This window comes from Paenibacillus sp. MAH-35 (assembly GCF_058135425.1).
Window position 1 is genome coordinate 264,766 of record NZ_JBYUPU010000003.1, and the last position, 22,129, is coordinate 286,894.

Below are 22,129 nucleotides of genomic sequence, written 5' to 3' on the forward strand. Positions count from 1 at the left end.
CTCATGATTCCTCCATAACGTTACTGGTCATGCCAGTTGATTGTAACCGGGGGCGCCGGCCGCGCTAGATACGGCGTCTTGAACGCTGTTGCCGCTGTACGGATTCTCTTGGTTGCCCGGAATCGGACTCCGGATCGCCGGCAGCATTCTTCCATTGGGACCGGTACCCGGCTCCTCTTGACGTTGGTTTTGATTATCCGGCATTGCTGAACCGTCCCCGAATTAATGGTAAGCCGGCAGCCAATTGCCATGACGCTCGATCAGCTCGTCGCACATCGCCACGATATCGTCGATCGACAGCTCCGCTGACGTATGCGGGTCCAACATAGCCGCCTGATAAATATGATCCTTCTTGAGCGTCATCGCCGCCTCGATCGTGAGCAGCTGGGTGTTGATGTTCGTCCGGTTCAGCGCGGCGCATTGCGGCGGCAAATCCCCGACATACGTCGGCGTCACTCCGCTCGAATCGGCGATGCAGGCCACTTCGACGCAAGCCTCGCGGGGTAGGTTCGTAATCAGTCCGGTATTCATCACGTTGCCTCCGAATTTGAACGGTACGTCGGTCTCGATCGCATCCATAATGTACGAGATATATTCGTTGGAACGCGTATGCGTCAGCTCCTTGTTGCCGACTAGCTCCTCGCGCATCGTCTTCCACCGGTCGATCGCCCAGACGCAGCGGCGCGGATATTCGTCCAGCGGTATGCTGAACTTCTCGATTAATTCGGGATACTGCCGCTTGATAAAATACGGGTGGTATTCGGCATTATGTTCGGACGACTCGGTTACGTAATAACCGAACCGCAGCATCAGCTCGAACCGGACTCTGTCGAAATGTTTTTCCTGCTGCTTTAAGGCGGCGCGGCGCTTAATTTCGGGGTACAAATCTTCGCCGTTTCTCGTAATTTCGAGCAGCCACGCCATATGGTTGATGCCGGCGATTTTCCACTGGACGCCGCTCCCGTCCATCTCCAGATGCTTCAACAGCCGGGACGCGCACACCTGAACGCTGTGGCACAGGCCGACGGTTTTGACCCCTCCGTACGTATTCATCACATTCGTCAATACCGCCATCGGATTCGTGTAGTTGAAAAACAAAGCGTCCGGACACACTTCCTGAATATCCCGGGCGATGCCGAGCATCACCGGAATCGTGCGCAAATTGCGGAAAATGCCGCCGATTCCGACCGTATCGGCGATCGTCTGACGCAGGCCGTATTTGTTCGGCACTTCGAAATCGGTGATCGTGCACGGGTCGTAACCCCCGACCTGGATCGTGTTGATGACGTATTTCGCTCCGCGGAGCGCTTCCTTCCGGTCGCCGTACGATTTGACGGTGCAGCCGGATCCCAGCTTGACGATCAAATGATTCAGCATCCGGTCGGCATCCTTCAGCCTTTCCGCATCGATGTCGAACAAAGCGAACTCGAATTGCTGCAGCGATTCCACCAGCATGCAATCGCCCAGCACATTTTTGGCGAACGCCACGCTGCCCGCCCCGATAAACGTCATTTTGTTCATGTTCCATTCCCTCCGAAAATAAATAAATGTCTATGTTGTTTTTGGCTCTATCGTTCTATGAAAATTCAATCTTATATTCGCTGCCTCATTTGCTATAATATTGATGAAAAACAGCAAATTCCCGGAATCGAGGTGGACCTTATTGCTGTTCCCGCATGAGTCATGCAGCCGCAAACGTTTTCAGTATCGCTACCTTACCCCATCGACGTTAAGTATGCGCCTCGGCGGCATCGGCTGGGAATATATCACTTCGCCGAGTTATCGCTGGAACGGTATTCAACGGCCCGACGGTGAAAGCGCTATCTTCCAGTTCACGCTGTCCGGCCAAGGAGCGATCCGATACGGCGACCGCGAATATGCCGTGCCGAAGCATTGCGGCTTCCTCTGTACGCTGCCGAGCGATCATCTGTATTATTTCGACGAATCGTTCGGACACTGGGAATTTTTGTTTATCGCCGTACGCGGAGAAGACGCCATCCGCCACTGGCTGTCGCTCATCGAACGGTTCGGTCCGGTCATTTCATTCGAGCAGCATTTGGAGCCGATCCGCTACATCAGCGAGCTGTATTCGCTTATTTACAACGATACCCAGCTCGACAAATATTACGTCTCGTCCCAGCTTTACCGGTTCGTCATGGAGCTGAACCGCATATCCGAAGGCTACGATATCGTGGAGTTCAAAGATTCGCCCGAGCCGGTTCGGATTGCGATCCGGTATATGAAGTCCCAATACGCCGCACCGCTGTCGCTGGACGATATCGCGGCTAACGCCGGGCTGTCGAAGTACCATTTCAGCCGGGTGTTTCTGAGCAAAACCGGTATTCAGCCGATGCAATATTTGCGCAAAATCCACATCGAGAAGGCGTCGGCGCAGCTCGCGCAGTCGACCAAATCGATCGAGACGATCGCACGCGAGACGGGTTTCGACAACAGCAATTATTTCATCCGCGTATTCAAATCGATCGTCGGCATGACGCCGAACCAATACCGCCTCAGCTTGGGCGACGAATCGGCGCATGCTCTTCGCATCGAAAAATAAACGGCTGCCGTTCCGACGGGGAGAGGCGGCTTATGCCGGAAAGTTCCTGCGGAATGCCAGCCTGCCCGAGCAGCCGGACCGATTGGGTGGCTTATCGGCTGCAGCGAGCCCCCTTCCCTTTCCTTTCCTCCACGCTCAAATCCCGGCTCTCCCCCGCGCCCGCCGCACGGCACGACTACAACTCGCGGCTTGCATCATACCGCTTCGCTTACGTCACTTGCTCTTCTCCTTCGCCAGCTCCTGCTTCAGCTTCTCGTCCAGCTGCCGGAGTCCGGTGTTGATATCTACCTTCTCCGAGGCTACATCGTGGAACGTCTGGGCCATCGAATCCTGCTGGACGACCGTCGGCACGTTCGCCAATCCGGCTTTGCGTTTCGGTGAATACGGCGACCATTGCTCGTAGTAGAACAGCGCTTTCGTGTTTTTTGGTTTCAAGTCCGGCCGGTCTTGACCGAATGCATCCCGGATCGATTTGTTCACGACGGTGGGCAGCATTCCTTTTTTCGCGTCACTGAGCTGAACCTCATCCGAGACCATGGCGGCGATGACCTGGAACGCCTCCTCCTTATGCTTGCTCGTCGCGGAAACGGACCAATAGGCCGGCCCCCTCCACGTCAGCGTCTTCGGACCCTGCGGCAACACCGGGTAAGCGACCATATCCCATTCGATTTCTTTCGGAATCGGGGCATATTGGCTGTACTGGTTGACCTGCATCGCCACATTTCCTTTATTGAACGCTTCGTTGATTTCGGCCGGACGGGTCGTCGCGATCTTGTTGTTCGGCAGCTCGTAAAACCGCTTGAAGTTGCTGAACAGCGGCTTCCACTTCTCCGCATCGAACAACTGGTCGGCAGCGGGATCGAGAATCGGATAGCCGTACGGGTTATCCCGCAGCATCGACATGATGTTGGCGCTGAAGCCACGATACGTTTTGTCGCCTTCCGCCCTGCTCATTTTTTTGGCGATCTCGTACACTTCATCCCAATTCATACCGTCCTTCGGGTAGGGAACGCCGAACTGGTCGAACAAGCTTTTGTTGTAAGTGAGCACCATCGGAAAATAGGGCGGGTACGGCAATCCGTACAAAGCGCCCGTCTGGCTCGCATCGATCATCTCCTGGATGAACGGGGCGTGGAACCGGGTCAGATCGTAATTGGATGATTTGACGAATTCGTTCAGATCCGTCGCAATTTTCAGATCGATATAGTTGTTTTTCAGGTTCGGCACATCGGTCCGGATCAGATCGGGCGTCTCTCCCCGCGCGACAAGCTCTGGCAACGAATTGCCTTTATCCGGCGGGATATAGTTCAGCGTAATGTGCGGAAACTTCTTCTCCAGCACGCTTCGAAACCTGTCGTTAAACTCCTCCTCCTTGACCCCGAGTCCGAAGACGGACATCGTGATCGGGTCTTTTTTCGCTTTCTCCGCCTTGGGCGGTGTGGCGGGCTGGGGTTCCGCGGTGCCGGGCTGCCGGCTTTCGCCGCCGCATGCGGATAATGCCGCCATCGTTACGCCGAGCATAAGGGCGGACCCGATTGCTTTGAATGACATGGTCATGACCTCCCGGTGGAATGTGATCGAGCTGCATCGTGCCGGACAGCGGCAAGTCTTCGCTTCATAATGAACGATAGCGAACATATGTTCTTTTTGAAAGTGAACACCACCCCCAACTTCCATATCTCTGTGCGATTGGAAGCTTGTTTGTTTCCCACCTTTTCGAAACCGCTTACAATAACGCGACTTGGTAAAGAATTGCTGACCGCCGAAGAGGGGGAACCTCCCACTCGCTTCTCTCCGGCGATGGGGAGAAGATCTTGCTCCTTACTTGGATTATACGAAATGCACCGGCTGCGAAATATAGGAGATTGTTTTGATTGGATAGCAAATTATTGCTCCATCCTCACGTTTCGCCGCCCTGGCTGGTTAGGGGAAGAAAAGCTTTTATACGAAGCCTCTGCCACGGTGCATGACCATGTATTAAGAATCCGCATCACGCTTGCTCGAAGTAGCTCTTTGAAGCGACAACTGGTCGTGGGCCGAGCAGGCCGGCGTTGCCGCTGCTTGAAGCAGCGCTTTGAAGCGCCTCCTGTCCGGGGGGAGAGCGAGGCGGCGCAGCGGCTGCTTGAAGCATCGCTCTGAAGCGGCATCTGGTCCTTGGGGCGAGCGACTTGACGCAGCGGCTGCTCGAAGCAGCGCTTTGAAGCGACACCTGTCCGGGGGGCGAGCGAGCCGGCTTTGCGACTGCTTACTTGCGAGTAGAAGCTTCAGTATTTAAGAAAACACATTCGTTCAGGCTCTTTACGGAATTAAGAGTCTTTCGCATCCTCTATTTTCGGCATATTCGAAAGACAGAGGTAAATAAAGGCGGTTTACGAGACTGTCGATTCATTGTGTAGAAGTGTTAGCAGGCCGTTCCATCTTCTGCTCAAACAGGTTGTCCGGAATCCCTTGATTGAATAAGGATTGTAAGGTAGGGGATTCCAGACAAAACTCGCCAAAAGGTAATATTTTCCTTTTCCACTTGGTTTTGAATCGACAGCCTCGTTTACACCCCTTATTCCAACCAATAGGCCGGGTCAGCACCATTTTCGCAGAGAATAAAAGTCTCAAACCGCTCGTATTTCCCCGTCTAAGCAGATTTCGGACAAATTAAGAGGTACAAACCGCTCCTATTCGGCTACCCACCGTCCCTATGCTGGGAGTTCAGTTTCGTGGAAAACTTAATATGTTACTCCCAAAATAAAAAACGGCCGCTTCTCCCGACGAGAGGCGACCGCTTGATATTTATCGCTTGTTAGTTGGTTAAGTTAGTTGGTTTGATGTTTTGTTCGTTTGATGTTTTGTTGGTTTGTTAGTTAGCAGGTTACTTGACTTGCATCGCGAACAGATCCGCATCCTTCAACCGGAACCGGAAACGGACGGTTTTCCCTTCAAGTGCCTCCAGCCCGGCCCCCGACTTCCACGTGACCTCTCCCTGCAGCTCGTCGCCGTAAAGCGGCTCCATATCGGCAAAGGACAGGTTCTCGATCGCCCGGCCCTGCTCGTCCAGCACTTCGACCTGGATGGAGCCCGCGACCGATGTCGAGTAGTTGAGGAACAACCGGCTGCCGGCAAACCGGACCGGCCTCGTCGTGAATTCGCCTTCCTCGTATCCGGCATGGACGGAGGCGAAGCCGTGCTTCCGGACTGCGTACCGGTGTAAATGGGCCGTCTGCCAGCGGTAATTTTCCGTTAAATAAAATGACAATTCGGTATCGCTCTCCACGCAGCCGTAAGCGGTCGCCATGTTGCGATCCGTCCAGTTGCGCCGATCCAGACCCGGCCGAATCCAGCCCTCGAGGAACGTCCGGTCCCAGTTCACCCCGTCCCGGCTCGTCATAAATACGGCATCGCTTAATCCGTTGTAAGGATGCTCCGCTACCTTCTTCCTCGATTCGATGAACCTCATCGGAAACGACACGTACATATGCTCGGCCTGCGGACATAAGATCGTCGCATTCGTATAGAAATGCTCGAACGGCACGCCCTCCGCGTACCGGTTCAACTGCTGCGGCTCCCATTCCACGAAGTTGGCCGACAAGGCGCTTTGGACGCCCCGGATCTTGTCCGGCGTAAAGTAACGGTTGTAGCAGCGGTACATGCTGCGATTCGCGTCCCAAAACGCGATATTTTGCGAATCGAAGGCGCCGTTCGTCATGATCGGTTCCTGCTGTTTCATCGTCCAGCGGAGGCCGTCCTCGGATACGAGCCCGTGCAGCGCGGCGCGATTATTAATAATATCGCCATGAATGCCACCTACCGCCTTGTACCGTTCCTTCGGGTCCGCCGCAGGATTCGTGTCGTAAAACGGGGCAAAGTTATGGGCGATGCTTCCTTTCAGCACGATGTTGTTCCGGTTCGATCCGGCGTAATCGTAGAGCCCGAGATTCGGCTTGTCGAAATGAATGCCGTCCGCGCTCTCCGCATAGCAGGTTACCTGATCTTCGGACAGGTCCGTGGTACAGTTGCCCCTGTAGTACACCTGCACCTTGCCCTCCCGCTGAATCACGGTTACATACCCGCTGAACGCCCCCTCCCATTCCCGGTCGAATTCCAGTACCGTTTCCTTTCGTACCGGGGAGTGAAGCTTCAGACCGACACCTTGTTTGTCCTCTATAAGCCAGTCGTCCACAAACATTTCCAATCTTGAACCGATGCTTACCGCTTCCTTCACTCTCGTCGTCCTCCGCTCCGGCGGTTCCCACCTGGTATCCGTTGGTTACTCTTGCTGCTCGGCAGCCCGGCCCCGCGGATTCATCGTTCGAAGTTCCAATGCGGATGTGCCGCCGCCCGTTGACACCGACCAGGTAGACCTCATTCGTTTGTTTGTTTGTTTGCAGCCCTAATCTGTTTCTAATTGATGTCGACGTCTCTTATTATGTTACAGAGTATTTAAATAGAAGTGCACCTTTACTATAACTTCTAAATGCCGGATTGTAAATATATCCAAACCGAACTTTTGCCGTATTTAATGAATGATTTTATGAATGAATCAGAACCTGGAAGTTAGCGGAGAACCAACACTTGATCGTGGTTAGCGGAAAGCCCTCGCGGATCTTGTATTGAAATTGCACACTTGCACTTGCACTTGCACTCGGAGCTAGCTTACGAACTCAGCCGCCCTTATTACGCCAGCATGCTGCAATTTGAGAAGGTAATGAACTCCAGAGACGTTATTTCCTCCTCTCGAGCACATTTCTACGTCGGTTTTACTCCATAAGACCGCTGGAGTTCGTTAGATGAGAATAGAGGTGTTTTTACCGCAATAAGAACGATGAGGTTCGTTAGAATCGATGACTTCGGCGTGGTATGGGGGAGTCAGCGCCATTCGGCGGACGTACGCCTCATTCTCACTCCTAGCGTCATTTTCGGCCCACGTATGCCTCATTCTCACACCTAACGTGACTTCGGCCGAACCGGATGCCTCATTCACACCCAACACAACAACACAAAAGCCCCCCGACCTTTACAGTCGGGGAGCCGTTTTCCATGCTGTACCATTTCCTTCAAACCCGACGCTTAGTCTTCCAGCCGGCTGCTAGTTGTCCTCGCGGAACTCGGGAGGGATTCTCCGCGCTACGTTCGTCTCGATCGCCGCCTGGATGACCGCTTTGCGGATAAGCGGCACAATCTTGTCGTTGAAGATGCTCGGAATGATGTATTGGTCGTTCAGCTCTTTGTCGCTCACCGCGGAAGCGATCGCCCAAGCCGCGGCCAGCTTCATTTCCTCGTTAATGACCGTGGCCCGGCAATCCAGCGCCCCCCGGAACATGCCTGGGAAACAAAGCACGTTATTGATCTGGTTCGGATAATCGCTCCGACCGGTCGCGAGGACCCGCACATGCGGCTCGGCCAGCTCCGGCTCGATCTCCGGCTCGGGGTTCGCCATCGTAAATACGATCGGGTCGCGGCCCATCTTTTGGATATCCTCGACCTTCAGCACCCCTTTGCGGGAAACGCCGATAAAGACGTCCGCTCCTTTGATCACGTCCGACAGAGCGCCTCGCTTCATCTGTGGATTCGTTCGCTCCGCGACCCAGGTCCACATCGGATTCGGATAAGACTCGCCCCGGCACAAAGCCCCATCGCGGTCGACCGCGATCACATCCCGGACGCCTGCCGCCAGCAGCATCTTAAGGATCGCCGCTCCGGCCGCCCCGATCCCCGTCACGACGACACGGATGCCGTCGACCGGCTTGCCGACGATTTTGAGCGCATTCAGCAGCCCGGCCAGGACGACGACGGCCGTGCCATGCTGATCGTCATGGAAGACGGGGATATCCAGCTCCCGCTTCAACCGTTCCTCGATCTCGAAGCAGCGCGGCGACGAAATATCTTCCAGATTGATGCCGCCGAACGCCGGAGACAGCAGCTTGATCGTGCGGATGAGCTCCTCCGTGTCTTTGGATGCGAGCGAAATCGGGAAGGCGTCGACTCCGGCAAGCTGCTTGAACAGCATCGCCTTGCCCTCCATGACTGGCATCGCCGCTTCCGGACCGATGTCCCCGAGGCCGAGCACGGCCGTTCCGTCGGTGACGACCGCTACCGTATTGCGCTTGATCGTCAGCGAAAACGCGCTGGCCGGATTGTCGTGAATCGCCATACATACTTTCGCCACACCCGGCGTGTACACTTTGGACAAATCTTCGCGCGTCTTGATCGGCATTTTCGGTATCATTTCGATTTTCCCGCCCAGATGGGCCAGAAAAGTCGGGTCGGATACGTTGATCAAGGAAACGCCCGGCACGTCCCGCAGCCGGTCTGTAATGTCCTTGGCGAGAACGCCTACCAGATTTACGGTAATATCCCTCGTGGTCGTTTCCTTGCCGGCATGAATCATGTCGACGGCGACAATATCGCCGCCCGCTTGCCCGATCACCTCGGCGATAGCCGCGAAGGAGCTCGGCGTTTTGGCCAGCTCGAGCCGGATAATGATACTTGTATTGGAAGCCAATCCGATCCCCCCTTTATCTTGTCCGCCTGTCTGTTACAGCTTGATGCAGACCAGCTTCAGCTCCGTCATTTCTTCGACCGCGTATTTGACCCCTTCCCGGCCGAATCCGCTTTCCTTCACGCCGCCGTACGGCATGTTGTCGACGCGGAACGTCGGGAAATCGTTAATCATCACCCCGCCGACCTCAAGCCGGTCCGCAGCGCGCATCGCGGCTTGAATATCGCGGGTGTAGATGCCGGCCTGCAAGCCGTAGCGGGAATCGTTGATCGCTTCGATCGCTTCGTCCAGCTCACGGAAGGGAGTCAGCGTAACCAGCGGTCCGAACACTTCCTGGCAGGATGCCGGCTCATTCGCCGGCACTCCGGTCAGGATCGTCGGCGGGAACAGCCCGGGCTCGAGCATCCGTCCCCCGGTCAATACGACGGCCCCTGCAGCAACGGCGCTGTCCACCCAAGCTTGCATGCGCTCCGCTTCCTTGACGCTGATCATCGCGGACAGATCGGTCGCCTCGTCCAGAGGATCGCCGATGACGAGCTTCTCCGCCGCTTCCTTAAACTTTTCGGCAAACTCGTCGTACTTGCTTTCATGAACGAAAATCCGCTGGATCGAAATGCAAACCTGTCCGCTGAACGAAAACGCTCCGACGATACACCGGTCGATCAGCTCCGGGGTAATGTCCGCCGTCCCGTCGATGATCAAGCCGGAATTGGAGCCGAGCTCCAGGGTGACCCGCTTGAGACCCGCCTTTTGCTTCATCGCGATTCCCACCTCCGGGCTGCCGGTGAACGTAATCGCGGCAACCCGCGGGTCCCGAACCAGCTTCTCGCCGACAACGGAGCCTTTGCCGGGAACAATATTAAGCGCCCCCGCGGGAAGCCCCGCTTCCGCGAACACATCGGCGAGAGCCAGAGCCGACAGCGGCGTTTGTCCCGCCGGCTTCAGCACGACCGTATTGCCCGCCGCAATCGCCGGACCGACCTTGTGAGCGACGAGGTTAAACGGGAAGTTAAACGGAGTGATCGCCCCGACTACGCCGAGCGGCTTGCGCTGCGTAAAGGCGATCCGTCCCTCCCCGCCCGGCGCCGCGTCCACAGGAACGGTCTCGCCATGAATGCGGCATGCCTCCATGGCGGCGAATTTATATGTCTGAATCGTCCGGGCGATCTCGCCCCGCGCGGTGCGGATCGGCTTGGCCGCTTCCAGGGCGATCAGACGCGCCATCTCCTCCTTGCGCTCCTCCAGTAAAGCGGCCGCTTTCTCCAAAATCGCGGAACGCCGAAAAGCGGGCAACGCAGCCATCACAGCCGCGGCTTCCGAAGCGGCGCGAATCGCTTCCCCGGTATCCGCTTCGTCCGCTTGCGCAACGTCGACAATCTTCTCGCCCGAGTACGGGGAGCGGAGCTCGACGTACGATGACGCCTCTTTCCACACCCCGTTCATGTACAAATGCTTCACGGCTCTCTCCCCCATTCCTTTATTCGGCCGTAACCAGCGACACGGCCAGCGACCCGATAATATCCAGACCTTCCTGCAACTGATCGTCGGTTATGACAAGCGGCGTCAGAAAGCGGAGGACGTTGCCGTGGACGCCTGCCGATAAGAGCACGACCCCGTTTTCGCAGCAAGCCTTCGTCAGCCCGGCGACGAACTCCTTGGCCGGAGCCTTCGTATCCGGATGAATAAATTCCACGGCGCACATCGCCCCGAGCCCGCGAACGTCGGCAATCAGCGGAAGCTTAGACTGCAGCGACAGAAAATACGACCGGATCGTCTCGCCGATGACCCGGGAACGTTCAACCAGACGGTCGCGTTCCATCAGCTCGAGAACGGCCAGCGCCGCCGCGCAGCCCAGCGGGCTGCCGCCGTACGTGCCGCCGATTTCCCCGGGATTCGGGGCGTCCATCACGTCCGCTCTTCCGACGACTGCGCTGATCGGCATGCCGGCCGCAATCGACTTGGACAGAGTAATCAGATCCGGTTCGATGCCGAAGTGGGTGGAGGCGAACATCTCGCCCGTCCGGCCGAAGCCGGTCTGAATCTCATCGGCGATAAACAAAATGCCGTGTTTGCGGCACAAGTCGTAGATCCCTTGAACGAATGCGGCGGGCGGCACGATAAAGCCGCCTTCGCCCTGTACAGGCTCCATGATGACCGCTGCGATGTCCTCGGGCGCCGCCTCCGTATACAGAAAATCTTCGAACTGGCGTACGCAGTGAAGCGCATAGTTGGTCTCGCTCATTCCTTCCGGACGATGGAGCGGATACGGGTACTGCGCCTTGTACGTAGCCGGCGCGAACGGACCCATCCCGAACTTGTAAGGCTTCACCTTGCTCGTCAGGGACATGCCCAGCAGCGTGCGGCCGTGAAACCCCCGGGAGAAGGAGACGATCCCGCTGCGGCCCGTAAATTTGCGGGCAATCTTGACCGCATTTTCCACCGCTTCCGCACCGCTGTTCAGAAACATCGCTTTTTTCGGAAACCGTCCCGGCGTAAGCAGCGCCAATTTCTCGGCCAACTCGACATAAGGCTCGTACATCGCAACATGGAAGCAGGTATGGATGTACGCTTCCGACTGCTTCTGGATCGCCTGCACCACTTCCGGCGGACAATGGCCGGCATTAATCGTGCCGATCGCCCCGGCGAAATCAAGATACACGTTGCCGTCCACATCGGTAAGTTGCGCTCCCTCCGCTTTGTCGACGAAAATCGGCGTATTGTTGCCTACCCCCTTCGGCACGGCGGCTATTCTCCGCTCCAGCAAATCCGCCGTCCTGGGACCGGGAACGGAAGTCTGCATCGAAACAAACCGTCTCGTCTTGGTGTCCATATCTCCTATTCCCCTTTGCCTTTGTAAAATCCTAAAGGTTTGAGCTCCATGTTGATGTTCACTTGCTTCACTTCCGTATATTCGTCCAGTCCGAACGTGCCCAGCTCGCGGCCGAGGCCGCTTTGCTTAAACCCGCCCCACGGCGCCTCATTATAGGTCGGATGGTACGTATTCACCCACATAATGCCGGAGCGCACCTTTCTTACCACCCGCATCGATCGCGACGCATCGTTCGTAAACACCGCTCCCGCCAGCCCAAATACCGTACCGTTCGCCAGTCGGATCGCTTCCTCCTCATCCCGAAACCTCTGGACGACGAGCACCGGTCCGAATATTTCTTCCTGCACGACCCGCATGTCGGGCGTCGTATCGGTCAGAATCGTCGGCTCGACGAAGTAACCCCGGGCGTATTCCCCCTCCGTCATCCGGCGGCCGCCTGCCGCTACAGTCGCTCCTTCCTGACGCCCGATCTCGATATAGGACAGCACTTTCTCCATATGCGCTTGCGAGACGAGCGGCCCCATCTCCGTCCCGGGCTCCATTCCGTTGCCTACCCGAATTTGGTTCGTCCGGTCCACCAGCTCTTGCATAAACGTATCGTAAATTTCGTCCTGGATCAGCAGACGGGAGCCTGCCGAGCACACTTGGCCGGAGCCGATATAGATGCCGTACATGACGTATTCCGCGACGATGGAAGGGTCCGCATCGGCAAACACGATATTGGGCGATTTGCCGCCCAGCTCCAAAGACACTTTTTTGATATTGCCAGCAGCCGCTCTCATGACCGAACGTCCGGTCTCCGTACCGCCGGTAAAGGCGACCTTGTCCACCAGGTGGCTGGCGGCCAGCTCCGCGCCGACCGTCCGGCCTTCGCCCAGCACGAGATTGGCGACTCCTCTCGGAAATCCGACTTCCTCGATCAGCTCGAACAGCCGAATCGCCGTCAGCGGCGTAAGCTCCGAAGGCTTAAAGACGGTTACGTTTCCGGCGCCGAGACACGGAGCGAGCTTCCACGCCGCCATCATCAGCGGGAAATTCCACGGCACGATCTGGCCGCACACCCCGACCGGCTCCCGGACGACCATCGCTTGAATCGGATACGGGACCTCATACGTTTGCCCGTGGGGCTTCGTAATCAATCCGGCGTAATAGCGGAAGCAGCTGGCCGCGCTCGATACGTCCGACTCGGCTTCCCCGAGCGGCTTCCCGTTGTTCAGCGTCTCAAGCCGTGCCAGCTCGTCCACATGCTGCTCGATTTTGTCCGCCAAAGCAAATAACAGTCTCGCCCGTTCCCGTGACGAAGTATCCCGCCACCCCGTCTCGTCAAACGTATGCCGGGCCGTTTCGATCGCGCGCCGCACGTCCTCAAGCCCGCCTTCCGTCACGACGGCGATGCACTCGCCCGTAGCCGGGTTCGTAATCTCACGGGTTTTGCCGGACAACGCCTCCACCCATTCTCCGCCGATGTACATTTTGCCGATCCCGTCGATCGCTGCCATAGCTGTTCCCTCCAATATATAGGTTCTTCCCGGGGATCGCCCCCGAAAGGAAGTCCGATTCGCTCCAAAGACGGCTTTCGCTTTCGTGGCCCGCGGACGGACGCCTTATTCGGCCGCCGTAATGTCGCAGACGTAGATGTATTCGTCCATGCGCGGCTTCCAGTTCCACTTTTTGTTCAAGCCGTACAAGTCGTATTGCTGGAACAGCGGAATCCAGGGCAGCTCGTCGCGGAAAATGAGACACGCCATCCGGTACAGTTCCTTCCGTCGCTCCGCGTCCAAAATATTGCTCGCCTCCATCACCATCGCGGCCATATCGTCATGGTGGAAATCGGTCGGGTTCCACGGGTTGGGAGCAATATACGCGTTGCGGTATACTTCGTCGGGATCAAACGTCGAATTGCCCCAGCCCACATAATACATCTGATCGTACTCATGATTGCGGAACCGGCTAATAAACTGCGGCCACGGCTGAATATCGACATGGAGGCGAATGCCGACCTTGGCGAGCTGCTCCCCGATCCTTTGGGCGATCTCCTTATCCTGCGTAAACCGGCCGTCCGGCACTTCCAGCTTCACCTCGACCCCGTCCGGATACCCCGCTTCCGCGAGCAGTTGTTTGGCAAGCGCGGGATCGTAAGCGATAGGGGCGATTTTCGGATCGACGCCGAACGCTTGCGGATACACCGGACCGGCCAGCGGAGAACCGCAGCCGCTGAGCTCTTCCTGAATCAGCTCGCGGACGTCGATCGCATGCGCCATCGCCTGCCGCAGCTTTTTATTTTTCAATATAGGGTGATGCGTATTGATCCCCATATAAATCACGCCTACGCTCGGCGTCCCGACGACCGACAACGCCGGGTCGGTCTCCACCTGCTTGCGCATCAGCGGCGGAAAGTTGGCCGCCAGATGGATCGAGCCGTCGTGCAAGCCTTGCACGCGGTCGCTTCCGTCCGGCACGGCCTGGAAGACCAGCTTCCGAACCGACGGGCTGCCCCGCCAGTAGCCGTCGTTCGCCTCCAGCTCTACCGTCCCGCCCGGCTTGTCCCAGCGGACGAACTTGTACGGTCCCGTTCCGTTCGGAACGCGGCTGAAATGCGCTTCGCCATGCTCGGCTATATACTGTGGAGGAATGATCATCAGTCCGGTCAACTGCGCGAGCAGGTTCGGATCGGGACGATTCGTGACGACGCGCACCGTCCGGTCGTCCACGATGTCGACATGATCGATCGAGTTAAAGCGGCCGTAAGGCGGGAACTTGGGCTCGCGCTGCGGATCGACCATCCGTTCCAGCGAGAACTTCACCGTTTGCGCATCGAACTTCTCGCCGTTGTGGAACGTTACGCCGCCGCGAAGACGGAATTCGATAACGGTATCAGTGATCACCTGCCAGCTCTCGGCCAGCCAAGGCTCGATGTCCATGGAAGGATTGCGGCGGACGAGAGCGTCGTATACTTGCAGCAATATATTGGCCGTCGTCGTCTCCGAATGGGCGTACGGGTCCATCGTGGAAGCGTCCGTCCCTTGAGCGATTACGAACGTTTGCGTATTGTGATCGGTCATTGTAATTCCTCCCGTTTCATATCCGATTTGAGTGAAATGATCGTTGTACCTTCGTTTACAGCAGCAGAGTGGACGCGATCGGCCATACCGCATGGACGGAGTCGCCTTCGCGCACGACGGGGGACGCTTCCGCACCGTGCATCGGAGCCTTGACCAGAAACGGCTTGTCCAATCCCGGAACCTGCAGTCCGATCAGATACGATGTCCCCGTGTAGTGGACGTACAGGACGGTCCCCGCAATCTGATTATACTTGTCGGACTCGTGCTGAGCGCCCGGCCCGCCGTTTGCCGCGAACAGCCGGACGGCTTCCGGGCGGATCATCACTGTACTGCTCGACTCCCGGCTTCCGGAATCGGCGGCTTTGATGTTCTGCCCTCCGGCTAACGTAATTTCCGGGCTACCGTTAGTTGTCTTTAGCTCCCGAACCCCGAGCAGATTCGAATCGCCGACAAAATCGGCTACGAAGGAGTCGCTCGGGCGGGTGTACACGTTCTCCGGCGTATCCAGCTGGACGATATGGCCTTTGTTCATCACCGCGATCCGGTCGGACAACACCATCGCCTCTTCCTGGTCGTGGGTGACGAAAATCGCGGTGAATCCGATCCGTTTCTGCAGCTGGCGAATTTCGATGCGCAGCATTTGGCGCAATTTCGCATCCAGGTTGCTTAACGGCTCGTCGAACAAAACTAGCGGAGGACGCAGCACGAGCGTACGCGCCAGAGCGACGCGCTGCTGCTGGCCGCCCGACAGCTGGGCCGGCATCCGCTGCTCCATTCCCGCCAGTTGAACCGATTGCAGCGCTTGCAGCACGCGCTCCTTCACTTCATGCTTGGGCGTCCCGTGACGGCGCAGACCGAACGCCACGTTATCGAAGATGGTCATGTGCGGGAACAATGCATAATTTTGAAACACCAAGCCGACATTACGTTTATAAGGAGCGACCCGGGTCAGTTCTTTTTCCGCCAGATGGATCGAACCGCTCGTCGGCTCCAGCAGCCCCGCTATCATCCGCAGCGTCGTCGTTTTGCCGCATCCGCTCGGGCCCAGCAGCGACACCATCTCGCCGCTTCCGACAGTCAGATCCAGATTATCGACAATGACATTGCCGCCATATTGCTTTCGAAGCTGCCGCAATCGCAGTTCACTCATATAGGGACCTCCCCGTTACAAAATTTTGTTTCGTTTCAGCATCCCCATACCGATTAATCCGATCAGTACGGTGCCCAGAATAATAATGGAGGATACGGCGGCGATCGCCGGAGTCATATTAAACTGAATATCCGAGTAAATCAGCATCGGCAGCGTCACCATGCCGGGCCCGGTCAGAAACAAAGCCATCACGAGCTCGTCGAACGACATGATGAAGGCGAAGAAGGCGCTGGCCATCAAGGCGGGACGCACGAGCGGAATCGTCACAAGCCGGAACGTCTGCCACGGGCTGGCGCCGAGAATAAGCGACGCCTCTTCGACCGAAGCGTCCAGCCGGGCAAAGCCCGCGCTCATCGTCCGGACCACATACGGTACGGTTAATATGACATGAGCCGTCACCAGACGGAAAAAGTAGTCGCTTACTCCGAGGTTGCTGTAAAAAATGAGCAGCCCGATCCCGAACAGCAGTGTCGGTACGATAAGCGGCGATAAAAACAACGACCGCATCGTTTCCTTGGAGCGGAACTGATACTTCTTGAACGCCAGCGCGATCAGCGTGCCGACCGGCAGCGCGAGGCAGGTCGTCGTCGCCGCGATCCAGATGCTGTTCCAGAACGGCTTGGTGTAGCGGCCGCCTGTCAGCACCTCGATGTACCAATGAAACGTAAACCCTTTGGGCGGAAAGACGAGATAAGAGCTCTCACCGAAAGAAGTAAACACCACGACGGCAAGAGGTGCGATGATGAACAAATAAATCAACAGGTTGACCAGCGTCAACAAGGAGAAACGTTTCTTCATAAGATACCCGCCCCCTGCGAAGTACTGCGTCTAAGCGCCCGGTTGTACAGGTTGGTAATGACGAATACGGTAACAAGCAGGATCACGGCAAGCGCGGACGCGTACGGCCAGTTCATCGAGTGAATCGTCTGGTTGTAGATCTCGGTGGCCATCACCTGCACCCTCGGACCTCCGATCAGCGCCGGCGTAATATAAAAGCTGATCGAGATCGAGAACACGAGCAGCGTGCCTGCCACAATGCCCGGCAGCGACAGCGGCAGCGTCACGAACCAGAATACTTTGGCCGGGGAAGCGCCCATATTCGCCGCGGCGGACTCCAGGTTCCGGTCCATCCCTTCCAGCACGCTGTACAAGACTAGAACCATAAATGGCAGCAGCACATGAACCATCGCAATAACTACACCAGTGGATGTATACAGCAAGTCAAGCGGTTTATCGATCAAACCAATGTTCAGGAACAATTGGTTGAGTAGTCCTTTTCGGCCCAAAATGACGATCCAGCCAAAGTTTCGGATAACAGCGCTCGTCAATAGCGGCAAAGCGATCAGAAGCAGCAGCAAATATTTGCGTTTCGGATTGGAGCGGGCTACTCCGTAGGCAAGGCAATAGCCGAGGATCAGGCTGATGAAGCTAATCGTGATGCCGAGAACCAAGGTGCGCCCTAATATTTTCAAATAATGCGGATCTTTAAAAAAGGTCATGTATTGGTCGAAAACAAAAGCTTTCTCCATCATTCCATCGGGAGTCGAGCGAAAAAAACTGAAAAGCAGCAGCTGTCCTACCGGCAATATGAAGAAAAACAACATTATCAGCGCACCGGGCGCCATCAAAATCCACTGCGGAGGCAAGCGTCGAAGCATAGGATTTCCGTCCTTTCCGTTGTTCGCGGAGGAGCTGCGGGGATAATTGGCGACAATCGTCCCCGCAGCTCCTCCCGGCCAACCGGATTATTTGCTGATCAGTTTATTCCACTCGGTCGTCCAGGCGTTGCGGTTCGCATTAACCACTTCCCAGTTAAGCGGCACCAGAGAGTTTACCGCCGCTTCGCCGTACGGCATAACGGCCGCCAGGTCGTCGGACAGCTTCACATTTTTGTTGGACGGCGCGAATCCGGTCTGCTCAGCGAACTTCTGCTGAACTTCCGGCCGCAGCATGTAGTTGACGAACTGTTGGGCGAGCTCGGCGTTTTTCGTCCCTTTGACAACCTGCGCGTTGATGAACGTAGCCATCGCCCCTTCTTTCGGAACGACGAACTTGATCGGTTGTCCTTTTTTGCGGAAATTGAAAGCGTATCCGGAATCGTAGGCGGCGATCCATGCTTCTTCCTGAGCGAACAGATTGCCCACATCCGGGGTCGAAGCAACGATGGCGGCCGTATGCGGGAGAAGCGTTTTGATTTTCTCAAAGCCCGGTCCCATCCGGTTCTCATCGCCGCCGGCCAGCTTCGCGTTCATCACGGCGAACTGCAGGCCGAACGTATTCGTCAGGTCGACCAGTCCCACATGCCCTTTGTATTCCGGATTCCACAAGTCGTTCCACGACGTCGGCGCTTTCGTAATTTTTTTCTCGTTATAAATGATCCCCAAAGCGTCAAACGCAATGCTCGGACCGTAACCGCCCGGATTCAGCGCCGCTTTGTACAGATCCTTCAGATTGGTCATCGCTTTCTCGTCGATCGGCAGGATCAGGCCTTCCTTGGCGGCTTGCACTTCCTGGCCGCCGGAGAACTGGACAACGTCGAGCGTCGGAGCGTTTTTCTCCGCACGCATCCGGACCAGCGCATCGGCCGAATACAAGGTGACGACTTCCACCTTCGCGTTGAATTCTTTCTCGAACGGTTTGATCAAATATTCTTTCTGAGCGGTTTCATAGTCCCCGCCGAAGGAAGTGACAATCAGTTTCTTGGGAGGCTCGGAAGCTTTGTTGTCGCCGGCCTTGGCATCGGGTGTTGGCGTCGCAGCGCCCCCGCAGCCGGTAATGACGAGCAGACCGGAAAGTACGGCGGCAGCGGAAAATTTCATCCAAGATTTTTTAGCGAACATGCACAGACCCCTCCTTGAGTTGTTGAGCTTGGGCGTATCCATACGAGCTGTTGATCTTCCTCAGTAGCTGCTTTCTCTCCACGCTTTCCCGTCAATTCCTTCTACTCGCTCTTGGTTGCGGTTGCCTGCTGATTGAGCCAATGAAACGGGCGCAGGCCCGATTCGTCCTTTCGTGCAATCATTTCCGGATGCCATTGCAAAGCGAGAACGTTGCTGCGGTTTCTCATTGCAATCGCTTCCACAATATCGTCTGAAGATTGGCCGACAACTTCCAGCCCTTCCCCCAGCCGGTTCACCGATTGATGATGAATGCTGTTGACTTCGATTTGGGCGCCGCCCAGTACAGCGCTTACAAAATGATCGGGTTTTAGCTCGATCGGATGAACCGACCGCCAAGGTTCCTTCGTCTCCCAGTGAGTCAGCGTCGGATCGGCCAATTCGCCGATGTCCGCGTGCAGCGTCCCGCCGCAAAATACGTTCAGAAGCTGCATTCCTCTGCATATGCACAATATCGGCATATTTCTTTCGAGAGCAAGCTCCATCAGTTCCATCTCGTACTTGTCGCGAACCGGGTCGATCCGATGCGAGGTCGGCTGCAGCTCTTCCCCGTACAACCGCGGGTCCACATCTTCTCCGCCCGAAAATACAAGTCCGTCAATCGTGTCCAATTGCCGGCCGATTTTGTCCCGGTCCACAACGGGCAGCGGAATCGGGGTCGCTCCCGATTGGAAGATCGCATGAATCATATCGTTGCTGAACAAGGAAAACGACTGTCTAGGGATGCCCCGTATATGTCCCCCTACCGCCTCCTCTTCCGAGATGTAATATCCGACTACGCCAATCCGGGGTAATCGCCCTGAATGCTTCATGTTGTCACCTCCTTACAGTAGCGGGTAAGTTACTCGACGAATTGACTGAGCGCATCCAGCGTTTTGCCTACGTGCAAGCTCATCGTTTTGCCGGCCCTGTCGCCGTCGCGCCCCTCGAGCGCTTCCAGCAGAATACGGTGCATCTCATAGCTGGCCAGCTGAATTTGCCGGTTGTAGGGCATCAGGTCGAGACCGGGATTAATCTTCGTGCGAACCTTCCTGACAGCGTTCTCAATATACGAATTGCCGGATGCACGGGCAATCTCCAGATGGAATCGGACGTCAAGCGAACGGAACGTTTCGCGGCTGCAGTCTTCCCCGCTGCTTTTCTCGACCAATTCGCGGATTAATGCAAGATGATCCGGCGTAATCCGCGCCGCAGCCAATCTCGCCGCCTCCGGCTCGATAATCGAGCGGTATTCCAGCATTTCTTTCGTTTCGTCCCAGTTCTCGGCGATTTGCTTGATCGTCCGCTCATGCGTGTTGGCGGTAAGCGGCAGTACAAAAGTTCCGCCCTTTGCACCGAGACGCCTTTCGATCAACCCCTTCTGTTCGAGCTCGGCAATTGCTTCCCTTACCGCGAGCCGGCTTGCTTTGAACAGCGTCGCCAGTTCCCTCTCGGGCGGCAATTGCTCGTCAGGCAATACTTCCTTGAGGATAATCGCCTCTTCCAGCTGTTCCAGAATAAAATCACTCACTCGTTTGGGTGTTACCTGCTTGAAGCGAGCAAAGTAGGATGATTCCATCGGACTTGCCTCCACGTCTCGTTCTAATGGTATAAAGTTCGAACCTTAAACCAATAGTAGCAGTCACCTCCCGGTTTGGCAAGCTGTTTTTTTTGGTAAATGCACACAACAGTAAGAGAAAACCGCCGGTACAGCGCCCGGACAGTCTTTGACGTGTTGAAACGTATCCTTTCTTTCATCGCCAAAAAGGCGAGCAGCCGAATGATTCCGGCTTACTCGCCCTATAGTTCCTCTACCTCTTCGCAGGCTAAGGTTTCCTTACCTGCTCAATCGCTTTGTCCGCCCTTTCGTTCGCCTCCCGCAAAGCGCTGTTCACATCCTTTTGATTGTCCAGCACTTCGTTCATCGCCTTGCCCAGTTCGCCCATTACGATCGAGTCGTATCGGGTAATCTTATACAGCGGCGCCGATTGCTGCTTGAAAATCGCGGAGACGTTTTTCCCTTTTAGCGATTGCAGGTTGGCACCGAACACTTTCTCCAGATCGGGATCGACGAGGCTCGGCAAATACCCGTTTTTGCTAATATCCGCCTGCACTTCTTTGGACAGCAGGTAAGCGATCACCTGGAACGCCTCCTCTTTATGTTTGCTGTGCGCGGATATGCTCAAATTGTGCGAATCGACCTGAAACGACTTGCCCGGCGCGGCGTCGTAAGTCGGTGTCGTGACCATATCCCAGTTGAGCGGGGTTCCTTTTTTACTCATTTCCTCGAACGATGCAATCACGTTCCAGAATACGGACATCGCCACCGTCCCCTTGTAAAACTCCGATACGTTGATGCCGGGCCGATTGCCGGGGATGCCGTATATTTCCTTCAAGTTATGGAGCGCGAGCGCGAACCGCTCATGGAGCAGATTCGCCTTGCCATCCGGTCTCACGAACGGCGTGGACAACGCCGATATGGCGGAGTACGATTCGCTCGCGTCGAGTCCTTTGTATTCCACGTTGCCTTCTTTGCGGGTCATCGTCTTGGCGATCTCGATCGCCTGCTTCCACGTCATGCCGTCCTTCGGGTAAGGAACGCCGAACTTGTCGAACAAGTCCTTGTTGTAATAGGTGACGGCAAAGTTGCGGTAGATCGGCAGCGCATACAGCTCTCCCTTCTCCCCCCACATCTTGATCGCGTCGATGGCGAGCGGGTCGAGCTTGCCGACATCCAGACCTTTCAGCTTCGCCAGCTCGTTTAAGTCCAGAAGCACTTTCAAGTCCAAATAATCGGTATACCAAGGTGTGCTCGCATAAATGATATCCGGGAACGTGCCCGCCGCCAAAAGATCTTCAGGCATCTGCCCTTTTTCCCTAAGCAGCGGTTTGATCGTAATATGAGGATACTTGTTGTGAATGATGTCCATGATCTGATTTTGAATCGGAAATGCGGATTGCATGTACAACGTCAGCGTAACCGGCGACGGAGGAGCGTCCTTCCCGGCATTCTCTTCCGGCTGATTCGCGGCTCCAGGGCTGCAACTGACACACAGGGTCAGCAAGACAAGCGCCGGCGGCAGCGGCCAACAACGTTTCATCATCTCATCATCCCCCCATAATTGGAGTAATTTCCGTCCGTACAGCTTTATCTTAAGGAA

At 56.1% G+C, this 22,129-nt stretch carries 17 protein-coding genes; 1 reads left to right on the forward strand and 16 read right to left on the reverse strand.

The genetic code is table 11. The features are described 5' to 3' along the window. Nucleotides 1-27 precede the first annotated feature (27 nt). Together AC3Y2E_RS04650 and AC3Y2E_RS04655 are read right to left on the reverse strand one after the other, a co-directional pair. Nucleotides 28-204, reverse strand: a complete 177-nt coding sequence (locus AC3Y2E_RS04650) for a hypothetical protein (protein WP_379207643.1) — start codon at nt 202-204, stop codon at nt 28-30. Between the two features lie 18 nt (nt 205-222). Then, the gene (locus AC3Y2E_RS04655; protein WP_379207645.1) at nt 223-1,521 is read right to left on the reverse strand and encodes an alpha-glucosidase/alpha-galactosidase; all 1,299 of its coding nucleotides are present in this window, start codon (nt 1,519-1,521) and stop codon (nt 223-225) included. Nucleotides 1,522-1,663: 142 nt separating this feature from the next. Here AC3Y2E_RS04655 and AC3Y2E_RS04660 point away from each other — a divergent pair, with 142 nt between their 5' ends. Further along, complete coding sequence (locus AC3Y2E_RS04660) at nt 1,664-2,560, forward strand: AraC family transcriptional regulator (RefSeq protein WP_379207647.1); 897 nt, start codon at nt 1,664-1,666, stop codon at nt 2,558-2,560. Between the two features lie 213 nt (nt 2,561-2,773). On the opposite strand, the gene AC3Y2E_RS04665 is transcribed toward AC3Y2E_RS04660, so the two are convergent. The 14 genes from AC3Y2E_RS04665 to AC3Y2E_RS04730 form a co-directional block, all read right to left on the reverse strand. Then, nucleotides 2,774-4,111 (reverse strand): ABC transporter substrate-binding protein, encoded by a 1,338-nt coding sequence (locus AC3Y2E_RS04665; RefSeq protein WP_379207650.1) that lies wholly within the window; start codon nt 4,109-4,111, stop codon nt 2,774-2,776. A gap of 1,312 nt (nt 4,112-5,423) precedes the next feature. Next, a complete protein-coding gene (locus AC3Y2E_RS04670) occupies nt 5,424-6,773 on the reverse strand; it encodes a hypothetical protein (RefSeq protein WP_379207652.1) in 1,350 nt (449 codons plus the stop codon). An 864-nt stretch (nt 6,774-7,637) separates the two neighbouring features. After that, complete coding sequence (locus AC3Y2E_RS04675; RefSeq protein ID WP_379207654.1) at nt 7,638-9,053, reverse strand: NAD-dependent malic enzyme; 1,416 nt, start codon at nt 9,051-9,053, stop codon at nt 7,638-7,640. A gap of 33 nt (nt 9,054-9,086) precedes the next feature. Further along, complete coding sequence (locus tag AC3Y2E_RS04680) at nt 9,087-10,523, reverse strand: aldehyde dehydrogenase family protein (RefSeq protein ID WP_379207656.1); 1,437 nt, start codon at nt 10,521-10,523, stop codon at nt 9,087-9,089. Nucleotides 10,524-10,527: 4 nt separating this feature from the next. Next, entirely contained in the window at nt 10,528-11,880 is a 1,353-nt protein-coding gene (gabT, locus tag AC3Y2E_RS04685; protein WP_379207658.1) for a 4-aminobutyrate--2-oxoglutarate transaminase, read from the reverse strand. 5 nt (nt 11,881-11,885) lie between these two features. Beyond that, nucleotides 11,886-13,379 carry an aldehyde dehydrogenase family protein gene (locus AC3Y2E_RS04690; RefSeq protein WP_379207660.1) on the reverse strand — a complete coding sequence of 498 codons (1,494 nt, stop codon included), beginning with the start codon at nt 13,377-13,379 and terminating at the stop codon, nt 11,886-11,888. A 105-nt stretch (nt 13,380-13,484) separates the two neighbouring features. Then, the gene (locus tag AC3Y2E_RS04695) at nt 13,485-14,942 is read right to left on the reverse strand and encodes an ABC transporter substrate-binding protein (RefSeq protein ID WP_379207663.1); all 1,458 of its coding nucleotides are present in this window, start codon (nt 14,940-14,942) and stop codon (nt 13,485-13,487) included. Between the two features lie 55 nt (nt 14,943-14,997). Then, nucleotides 14,998-16,092 (reverse strand): ABC transporter ATP-binding protein, encoded by a 1,095-nt coding sequence (locus tag AC3Y2E_RS04700; RefSeq protein WP_379207665.1) that lies wholly within the window; start codon nt 16,090-16,092, stop codon nt 14,998-15,000. Nucleotides 16,093-16,107: 15 nt separating this feature from the next. After that, complete coding sequence (locus tag AC3Y2E_RS04705) at nt 16,108-16,890, reverse strand: ABC transporter permease (protein ID WP_190930927.1); 783 nt, start codon at nt 16,888-16,890, stop codon at nt 16,108-16,110. Further along, nucleotides 16,887-17,750, reverse strand: coding sequence for an ABC transporter permease (locus tag AC3Y2E_RS04710; protein WP_190930928.1), 864 nt, complete (start codon nt 17,748-17,750; stop codon nt 16,887-16,889). The genes AC3Y2E_RS04705 and AC3Y2E_RS04710 overlap by 4 nt, the downstream gene beginning before the upstream one ends. Nucleotides 17,751-17,837: 87 nt before the next feature. After that, the gene (locus tag AC3Y2E_RS04715; RefSeq protein ID WP_190930929.1) at nt 17,838-18,932 is read right to left on the reverse strand and encodes an ABC transporter substrate-binding protein; all 1,095 of its coding nucleotides are present in this window, start codon (nt 18,930-18,932) and stop codon (nt 17,838-17,840) included. 101 nt (nt 18,933-19,033) lie between these two features. Then, nucleotides 19,034-19,801, reverse strand: a complete 768-nt coding sequence (locus tag AC3Y2E_RS04720) for a gamma-glutamyl-gamma-aminobutyrate hydrolase family protein (protein ID WP_379207669.1) — start codon at nt 19,799-19,801, stop codon at nt 19,034-19,036. A 29-nt stretch (nt 19,802-19,830) separates the two neighbouring features. Continuing rightward, complete coding sequence (locus tag AC3Y2E_RS04725) at nt 19,831-20,547, reverse strand: FadR/GntR family transcriptional regulator (protein ID WP_379207671.1); 717 nt, start codon at nt 20,545-20,547, stop codon at nt 19,831-19,833. 247 nt (nt 20,548-20,794) lie between these two features. Continuing rightward, complete coding sequence (locus AC3Y2E_RS04730; RefSeq protein WP_379207673.1) at nt 20,795-22,072, reverse strand: ABC transporter substrate-binding protein; 1,278 nt, start codon at nt 22,070-22,072, stop codon at nt 20,795-20,797. Nucleotides 22,073-22,129 lie beyond the last annotated feature (57 nt).